Source organism: Edaphobacter aggregans DSM 19364 (assembly GCF_000745965.1).
In the GTDB taxonomy this organism is placed as follows: Bacteria; Acidobacteriota; Terriglobia; order Terriglobales; family Acidobacteriaceae; genus Edaphobacter; species Edaphobacter aggregans.
Genome location: NZ_JQKI01000192.1, coordinates 1 through 8,336, shown reverse-complemented (window position 1 = coordinate 8,336; position 8,336 = coordinate 1). Strand labels below are relative to the sequence as shown.

Here is an 8,336-nt window from a genome sequence, read left to right as displayed (position 1 = left end):
AGATAGGAGACGATATTCGTGACGGTTGCATATGCCATCGTTTTGAATAGCTTTGTCGGTCCCAGCCACGCGGCGACGGACCGTGGCTGGCCTGCGCCCAGTTCGCGCACAATTGCGTCGCCGGACACCACCGGTACATCGACCAATAGTCCGAGCGCTATGATCAGTGAAGCGATCGAGACCTGTTGCAGGTCGATCCCGAGCGTGTTGATGACCCCAAACGTAATCGCGAGCGTAATCGGCATCGACGCCGCAATCAGAATGGCCGTCCGCCAGCTCCAGAAGCCAATCAAAGCCACGACTACCACCAGCACCAGCGCCTCGATCAGGCTGTGGCTGAAGAGCTCAATGCTGTCGTGTACCTGCAGGGGCTGGTCCGAGGTCCTGGCCAGGACCAGATCGGCCGGCAATGTTTTTCTGACGCTCTCCAGATTGGCGTCCACCTGTTTTCCGAAAGAACTGATCTGTTCTCCCTTTTTCATCTGGATCGAGAGCGTAATCGCGCGTGTCGTGCTCCATCTACCGTTTTCGTCGCGGCGCGTGTACCGGTTCAGGAACGAAGGGGGATTCTCATATCCCCTGTCGATGTCTACGAGATCCCGCAGGTAAAGCGGCGTTCCGTTCGGTGACGTGCCTATCATCATGTTCCGCAGATCGTCGATGCTCTTGAACTCGCCTGTGGTGTTGACGGTGACCGTCCGTCCGTGTGCATTGAGCGTTTGGCCGCTGTCCGGTAGGTTCCGGGCCGCGAGGATGCTCGAAAGATTTGCCGGCCTTAGCTTGTATTGCGCCAGGCGCTCCTGCGAGAAATTCAGAAATACGTTCTCGTCCAGTACCCCGGAACGTTCTGCCTTTGCCACGATCGGCAGCGTTTTGAGGCTTCGTTGAAGGGTATCGGTAAAGTCGTCCAGGTCGCGATAAGTGTATTTGTCACCGGCCACGGCCTGAAGCGCTGCGGTGGTGTTTGCCGGTTCGTCGATGATCGCAGGTTTCCATGCATCGGGATGAAGTTCGTCGGTTTGCAGGTTCTGATTTGCGAACTTCCTCAAGGCCGACTGCAGATCAGGAGTGCTGAGGTTCGTCGCCAGGTCCACCCCTGTGAACCCCGCTCCCGAAAACGCTCGCACATCGGAACAGAGATGCTGATCTGCCATGTCCTGGGCCACCCAGGACAGCTTCTGTTCTACTTCGGCACTGTCGATGGATTTCGGAAAAACGACCACGATCGAACGCCGGGGCTGAGTTTGCGAAGCCAGACCACTCCGAACCTGCCGGATCTGTGCCTCAACCTGCTTGCTCACCCAGGCAACCTGGGCTGGATCGGCCGGCGGACTTGCTACTGTGAGCATCAATGCAGATGTATCCCCGAAGTCCTTGATGTACAAAATCGGACCGGCACCCTGCGGAAGATCGTGGATGGCGTCCAGCCTGATCTTGACGTCGTCCAGTTCCTTGTCCCTGTCGTACTTTCCCTTTTCTGCCAGCTCGAATTGAACCATCGCCGAACCAGTTCTGGAGGCGCTCTTGATCTCCGTCACCCACTGATTCAAAGCAAGAGCCTGCTCGATCTTCCTGGTCACCAGTTGCTCTACCTGTTCGGCCGATGTTCCCTGCCATGGCACGATAATCATCGCTTGGCGTACAGGAATGTCCGGGTCTTTCCGTTGCGGCATCTTCAATAGTCCGTAGAATCCCCAGAGGAGCGCAACCGCGAGCGAGACCCAGGCGATGTGTCGCTGTTCGAGGAAGAAGCGGGCTAGATTCTGTTTCTTGTCCGTGGACTGCTCATTCTGTGCGTGTGTCATTGCTGCGTCTCCTAGTTGACCATCCGGATCAGGCTTCCGTTGCTTAGCTGGTTAGTACGGTTGACGACGATTCGTTCGCCGGGCGTAAGGCCTTCGTCGATGACGACCGACTTGCCGAAGGTTTCACCAATCCTCACACTCTTCAATTGCGCAAACTGTTTTCCATCGCGCTCCGTTACAGTGAAGACCGAATAGTTATTCGAACCTGATTCCGCGGTCATCAAGGCGGTCAGTGGTACTACAGGCACAGTTTGCGTATTCGCTTGCTTTATACGGACGCGTGCGATCATGCCCACCTTGAGCGAGCGATCCCGGTTCGGGAGAGTAACCTCGATGTTGAAAACCCGTGACTCACGGTTGGCGGAGGCGGAGATTCCCGTAATTTGCCCTGTGAAGCTCCGCCCCTGCAAGGCATCAAGTTGCACAGGCACCGGTGCTCCTAGCTTGAGGTGTGCCAGCATGCTGTCGGGAACTCCGAAGTTCACCTTCACGACGCGCGTATCGTCGAGCGTGAATGCCCTTGTCCCTGCAGCAACCAGGCTGCCCGGTTCCACACTCTTTTCGACGATGACTCCAGGCATGGGAGCGTTCAGGCTTGTATCGCCAAGATTGATCCGCGCGTAGACAGCCTGCGCCGATGCAGCGCTCAACTGCCCGCGGCGCGCCTCGATCTGACGCACGGCGGCTTCCACAGTGGCGGTCGCTGAGGTGTGCTGATTCACCGCCGCATCGTAATCCGGGCGAGTCATTGCTTTGGCGGCATAGAGCGCTTGTGCACGCTCAAAATCAAGATCCGCCTTTGCCTGGTCGGCCTTTGCTCGGTTGAGTTCCGCTTGCGAAGCATCAAGCGTACCCTGCGCTGAGCGCTGCTGGCCGACCGCGGAGTTGAGCGAGGCTTCATAATCGGAGCTGCGCAGTCGGGCCAGTGTGGCGCCGGCAGGTATTTCGTCGCCTACCTGCACATCACGCATCCGACCATCGACGCCCTTCACTCGATACAGAGCGGCGATATAACCGGGTTCCTTGAAGGCCAGTTGAACCTCAGTGTCCGGACGGATCTCGCCGGAGTAAGTCCAACTGGGCTGGACTTGCTGCGTAGCCACGATCTCCGCCACAACGGGAACCGGCTCTGGACCCGCCTTCTGCTTTTTTGTCCCGCAGCCGGCGAGAGCGGAAAGCACAGCTAAACTCAAAATTCCGAAATATACACGCATTACTCTTCTCCAATCGCCTTTTTCAAATCGGCTCTTGCCTTCCAGAACGCAGTGAGAGCCTGTTGCTGCTGGCTGTCGGCGGATGCCAGATTCGACTGTGCTTGATACAAATCTCTGCTTAATGCCGCTTCGCGCTTCACCTTCTCCTGCATCTCTTTGAGCTTCTGCCGGGCCGCTCTTTCGCTTGCATCGCTGAGGGTCAGTTGTCGGCGGGTGTTCTCCAATTGCCGGCGCGCATTTCTCACCTCCAGAAGAACGGCTCGTTCCGTAGTGCCGACGCCAACCTTGGCCTGCTCTTCCTTGGTTCGCTTTTCGTTGTATTCATGGTGCTTGCGTCCCCAGTCCCACGGTTCCCATCGAAGCGATATACCCACTGTCCCGACGTTGCTTGGAAAAACATTCTCGAAATTCGCTGTTGTGTAGTAACTGAAGGCCAGACTCACGTCGGGGATATATTCCGCCTTCTTCGCCCGCGCGTCGTAATTGGCTTGCTGCACCTGAAGCTTCGCCTTCTTCACATCTGGCCGGTTTTGAAGAGCGCGGGCTTCCATGGCTTCGAGTGTGGCGAGATCGGTATCTGCGTCGCCGATCACCGCAACCCGGAACTGCGTGTGTACGTCCCGGCCCATCAGATCGTTCAGTTTTTCGCTCGCCGACGCGACCCTGTCGCTCGCATCGCTGATGGCGTTCTGCATCTTCAGAAGCTGCGCATCGGCGTTCAGCAAATCCGATTCGAGAATCGTCTCTTTACCGCGGTTCACTAATGCCAGACGATGCGATTCCCGGTAATAAGGGAGTGACGCCTGAAGGCTATCCAAAGCGCTTTGTGCCTCGACAACCGCGTAGTAAGCACGTCGAACCTGGTCGACCACCTCCAGACGCGTTTTCACCTGGTCCTGGCGCGTACCTTCCAGGCCCAGCGCAAGAGCCTTCAATTGCAAATGCAGCTGGTACTGCGTCGAAAGCGGCTGGGCGACTAATACGTTCACGATCCCTACGGGTTTTCGCGGGATCTCAACCTTCTGATTCGTCGCCGGAATCGGCCCGGTCGCGCTGTATACCCCAAACGAGCCTGCCGGGTAAGTAACCGATGCCTTCGTAACCAGTTGGGCGCCCAGCGCAGTGACCTGCGTATTCGCAAATCGTCTCGTTCGGTTCGCAGCCAGATCATCGGCGGTCCGGCGTGTCTCGAGGCTGGCGGTCTTCAGACTGCTGTTGTTCGCAACAGCTTGTTCAACCGCCTGTTCGAGAGTCAATTCAGGGAGGTGTGACTGTTGTCCCGCCGCCTGTTCAACCGTGGGCGGGGGGGATAGAGGTGCGAGATTCTGGCCTCGCGCCAGCAAAGTCAGCGTCCCCAGGGTGAAGGCCAAACAGGTTGTTCGAGTGCGTCGTTTCATGAGGCAATGGTGCCTCGAACGCGGAAGCGGGGGGAGTAATGCCTCGTAAGCCTTACGTAAGCCCTACGTAAGCTAACGGCACTGCTTGCGACACCTGTCAGTGCGACAAGCTCATCCTTTTCAGTAACTTCGCAAACCTGCGGTCAGAGCGTAGAGGATAAAAAAACGGCTCGACCGCCAGCAGATTCACAAAGTTTGTCTTGTGGTTGACTGCTTCGTCCAGGCATTGGAATGCGAGATCGAAGTCTCCCATCCCGATTGCAGCGAAGCCTTCTGCCAACGGAGTGACGTATTGTCGGGCTGCGAGTTGGTGAAGCCTTTCGATACATTCCCCGGTTCGCGAGAGGCTGCCTTCCTTGGCATGGGCTGCGGCAAGCAGCCCGATATTCAATGGTGAAACAGACGGCGAGAGACACTGTATGACCGCATCGTAATTTTGCTGCTGGAAGTGCAGGAGTCCTTCATACAATCCCGCTTCAGGATAGTCGCGATCCAGTTCAAAAGACTGCCGGAGATGCTCTGCGGCTGATGGATAGTTTCCTTTTACGTAATGAAGATAAGCCATACGCGCGCAGTCGCTGGCAGAAAGCGGGTCCAGTTCAGTCGAGCGACGAAGTCCTGTCTCTGCCGCCTTGAAGTCCCCCTGGCACAACAAAGCCATGGCACGAAACATGTGAGCCCGCGCGTGACTGGGTTGTAGTCTTAGAGCCCGGTCGTAGATCCCGTCCGCTTCATCCCAACGATACTCAAACCAGGCACGAAGGCCGCCGAGCACCGTGCACGTCTCTCCGGATTCCGGAGCGAGCGCATAGCCGCGCTCCGCGTTTGCCTTCACTTGGGAATAAACCTCACGGCCCGACACATCCCCGAAAAGGGCAAGAAGACCGTTCGCTGCAGCCATGTCACTGTAAGCGAGAGCGTAGTCGGGATAAACCTCAACCAGCTTTCGTAGCTGCCCCAGTGCAGCTTGCAGTGCTTCAGGCGACTGCTGATGAATCAGGAAGCGAGCTTGTAAGTACGCCGTATACGCGTCAAGGTTAGGAGCGGAAGACTGAACTGCCCCCCGCACTCCCGGCATATGGAGTCGGAGTAAGCCCGGAACAGAATGTGCGATCTCTTCCTGAATTGCAAACACATCTTTGAGTTCACGGCGGAAAGTCTCGGACCATACATGATGTCCAGATTCGGTCTCAATCATCTGGGCAGTGATCCTCAGCTGTTCGCCGGCTTTCCTGACGCTTCCTTCGATGACGAGATCGGCGCCAAGGCGCTGACCCACTTCCCGGATATCGATGCTGGCGCCTTTGAAGTGGAAGGCCGATGTTCGCGCAATCACGCTCAATCCTGATAGATCCGTAAGCGAGCTCGTGATCTCTTCACTGATCCCATCGCAAAGTAATCCTGCTCCGGCTCCGGACTCATGTTCACGAACGGCAACACGGCAATGCATGTACGGCCGGGGCCAGTAGCTCCAATTTCTTCGCGATGCTTTGCCGGTTGAGTGTCAAGCCATCGGAAGACCGGGACATAACTGCCCGGCCGTAATCCAATCAGAACCGGATCAGCGGCCGCTCCCTGTCCTTCCTCGTAATAGGCCTTCAATTTCGCTCTGAGGCGGCGAGCCTCGACCCGAACAATTGCGTCGATGTTGGGATCGTACTCAGAGCTGCGGTCGAACAGCTCCATTGCAATCGAGAACTCCTTGAGGCCGTCAATATCTGCTTCGATTGTCCGGTTCACGATGTGGGTCAGAAATCGGCAGAGCCGAGCAGACGAAACAAACCCGGAGCTATTCACTATACGCGCCAATTGGTCGCGAACCGCTGTCGCCGGCACAGGGTCGGCGGCAGAGTTGGCGAGAGATTTTTCGGAGGATGAGGGCAGAATTGGCATTTGGTTTACCCCCACATCATTATGCTCCCAAATCTTCACGGTGTTACGGCGAGCTTACGGCAGCTTACGGCCAGTCGGAGGCCACCCGGCATAAGGTGGAATCCAGCAGCGTTGGAGAATCGATGCAGACCCTCAAACGAGCAGGAACAGTAATTTTCGTGTCCACCAGGAGCCCCGAAGCCACGGTCGCGCAGGACATCGAAGCGCACGGACTTGAGATGCAATGGGCACCCAGCATCAGGGCGGCAGTTGATTTGCTCAACTCGACGCGCGAGAAGACGGTGATTGTCACGCAACTCGCCCTGGTTGATGGTAATTGGAGAGACCTCGTCGAACGGATGAGGGGTATTGATATCTCTGTGCCGATTGTACTCGCGACTTCTTCCAGTACGGCGGAACTCTGGTGGGACGCGCTCGAATGCGGCATCGACGACATTCTGCCCGGGTATCTCATTGCTTCTGGCTTGTGTCAGCTTTTGGAAACGCAAGGCGCATCATGAAAAAGATCGGGGCCGCGACTGTGAGATCGAACCTCTGATGCTAACAAGCAGAGAGTTGGCCTGCATTACCGACAACCAGATACAGGCAAGAATTTTAAGTACCAGGCTTTGAAAGAAGCGGACGCGCAAGCAGAACTGGCACGAACGCAGGGATAGCAAACAGTTAGCAATTTTGTGCAGGAGAATAAGTCGGATGAACGAAAGTAATCGTTCGGCAAAGCATTACGACATGGTGGTGATCGGCTCGGGCGCTGCCGGACATCACGGGGCAATTCAGGCCGCCAAACTCGGCAAGAAGGTTGCGGTGGTCGAACGCTCTATAGCTCTTGGCGGGGCCAGTATCAACACCGGCACGATTCCGAGCAAGACACTTCGGGAGGCTGTCCTGCGTTCTACCCGATCGGGGTCCACGGATCGCCGGATCTCGGCCTCAATCCTGGCACTGAGAATCGAGGAAATCGCGTCCCACGAAGTTCGGGTGTTTGAGAGTCAGTTTCGCCGCAATGATATCGATGTATTGATTGGCACTGCTTCCTTTTCAGGACCCCACACGATTCGGGTTGCGAGTCAGGAAGGAGAGTATTTCTGCCACGCGGACCACGTATTGATCGCTACTGGCTCGCGGCCGGCTCATAACGACGCGATTCCCGTGGACGATGTCTCCATTATCGATACAGACGCGATTCGCCGGTTTACGAACGGAGCACCATGTGTTGACCATCGTCGGGGGTGGCGTGATCGGTATTGAGTATGCCTGTATTGCCGCCGCTCTGGATGTTTCGGTGACTGTGATCGAACGCCGCCCTCGCATACTCGATTTCGTCGACCAGCAGATTGCTGAAGCGCTGAGTTATCACATGCGCAGCCAGGGCGTCATTTTTCGTCTGGGTGAGGAGGTCGAGGAGGTTACGAAATCTTCTGAGGGCAAAGTCGGCGCGAAGCTGAAGAGCGGAAAGCAAATCTGGTCGGATGCTCTGCTTTACGCTGTAGGGAAGCAGGCCAACACAGATTTTTTGAATCTTGCGGCCTGTGGCCTCGCTGCCGATGCGCGCGGCCGGATTCAGGTGAATACCAACTTCCAGACTTCGCAACCGCACATCTACGCCGCGGGCGACGTAATCGGGTTCCCGAGTCTATCGTCCGTTGCGATGGAGCAGGGTCGCGTGGCCGTATGCCGTGCTTTCGGTATACCAGTTGTGTCGGTACCCGAATTGTTTCCCTAGTACTGTGGCCGCATGTATAGGTAACCAATGTAGGCGCTTGTTGGGTTCTGGTGCTGGCTGTAGATCTGGGGAGTGAGCAGAGGCATACGACTTCAGATTGAACTCAAGCAGCGAGATCGACAGCAGATCGATCAGTTGTTAGGAGGCGGGTTGCAGTCGGTACGCACGACATTGCGCGCCTTGGCCTTGCGTCAATTGGATCAGGGACAGTCCACGCCTGCGGTGGGAGCCAACCTGGGGCTTTCCGCCAAGGCGGTATGGCAGATCGGCAAGCGGTATCTTGATGGCGGGCTGGAGCGGGCGT

Annotated in this window: 9 protein-coding genes; 4 read left to right on the top strand and 5 right to left on the bottom strand. The window is 56.7% G+C overall.

Annotated elements, in window-relative coordinates; genetic code table 11:
• From Q363_RS28945 to Q363_RS44935, 5 genes are all read right to left on the bottom strand, one after another.
• On the bottom strand, positions 1-1,805 hold a 1,805-nt coding region (locus tag Q363_RS28945), incomplete at its 3' end, for an efflux RND transporter permease subunit (RefSeq protein WP_035357656.1).
• 11 nt (positions 1,806-1,816) lie between these two features.
• On the bottom strand, positions 1,817-3,019 hold the full coding sequence (locus Q363_RS28940) for an efflux RND transporter periplasmic adaptor subunit (protein ID WP_035357655.1): 1,203 nt from the start codon (positions 3,017-3,019) through the stop codon (positions 1,817-1,819).
• Positions 3,019-3,954: a TolC family protein gene (locus Q363_RS28935; protein WP_483782913.1), complete on the bottom strand. Its 936-nt coding sequence runs from the start codon at positions 3,952-3,954 to the stop codon at positions 3,019-3,021. The genes Q363_RS28940 and Q363_RS28935 overlap by 1 nt, the downstream gene beginning before the upstream one ends.
• Positions 3,955-4,513: 559 nt before the next feature.
• Positions 4,514-5,752, bottom strand: a complete 1,239-nt coding sequence (locus tag Q363_RS28930) for a tetratricopeptide repeat protein (protein WP_342667471.1) — start codon at positions 5,750-5,752, stop codon at positions 4,514-4,516.
• Between the two features lie 2 nt (positions 5,753-5,754).
• Complete coding sequence (locus Q363_RS44935) at positions 5,755-6,309, bottom strand: hypothetical protein (RefSeq protein ID WP_245632540.1); 555 nt, start codon at positions 6,307-6,309, stop codon at positions 5,755-5,757.
• A gap of 122 nt (positions 6,310-6,431) precedes the next feature.
• Between Q363_RS44935 and Q363_RS28925 the strand changes: the two genes are divergently transcribed.
• The 4 genes from Q363_RS28925 to Q363_RS47075 all read left to right on the top strand — a co-directional run.
• Positions 6,432-6,809 (top strand): response regulator, encoded by a 378-nt coding sequence (locus Q363_RS28925; RefSeq protein WP_035357651.1) that lies wholly within the window; start codon positions 6,432-6,434, stop codon positions 6,807-6,809.
• Between the two features lie 193 nt (positions 6,810-7,002).
• On the top strand, positions 7,003-7,557 hold the full coding sequence (locus Q363_RS45715; protein ID WP_051979487.1) for an FAD-dependent oxidoreductase: 555 nt from the start codon (positions 7,003-7,005) through the stop codon (positions 7,555-7,557).
• Entirely contained in the window at positions 7,520-8,032 is a 513-nt protein-coding gene (locus Q363_RS45710; RefSeq protein ID WP_169747179.1) for an FAD-dependent oxidoreductase, read from the top strand. The genes Q363_RS45715 and Q363_RS45710 overlap by 38 nt, the downstream gene beginning before the upstream one ends.
• 72 nt (positions 8,033-8,104) lie before the next feature.
• The coding region (locus Q363_RS47075; protein WP_425387682.1) for a helix-turn-helix domain-containing protein at positions 8,105-8,336 on the top strand (232 nt) is incomplete at its 3' end.

Bases quoted from the DNA above. Each gene is read 5' to 3' on its own strand.
- Q363_RS28940 (WP_035357655.1), bottom strand. From the start codon at position 3,019: ATGCGTGTATATTTCGGAATTTTGAGTTTAGCTGTGCTTTCCGCTCTC.
- Q363_RS44935 (WP_245632540.1), bottom strand. From the start codon at position 6,309: ATGCCAATTCTGCCCTCATCCTCCGAAAAATCTCTCGCCAACTCTGCC.
- Q363_RS28925 (WP_035357651.1), top strand. From the start codon at position 6,432: ATGCAGACCCTCAAACGAGCAGGAACAGTAATTTTCGTGTCCACCAGG.
- Q363_RS45715 (WP_051979487.1), top strand. From the start codon at position 7,003: ATGAACGAAAGTAATCGTTCGGCAAAGCATTACGACATGGTGGTGATC.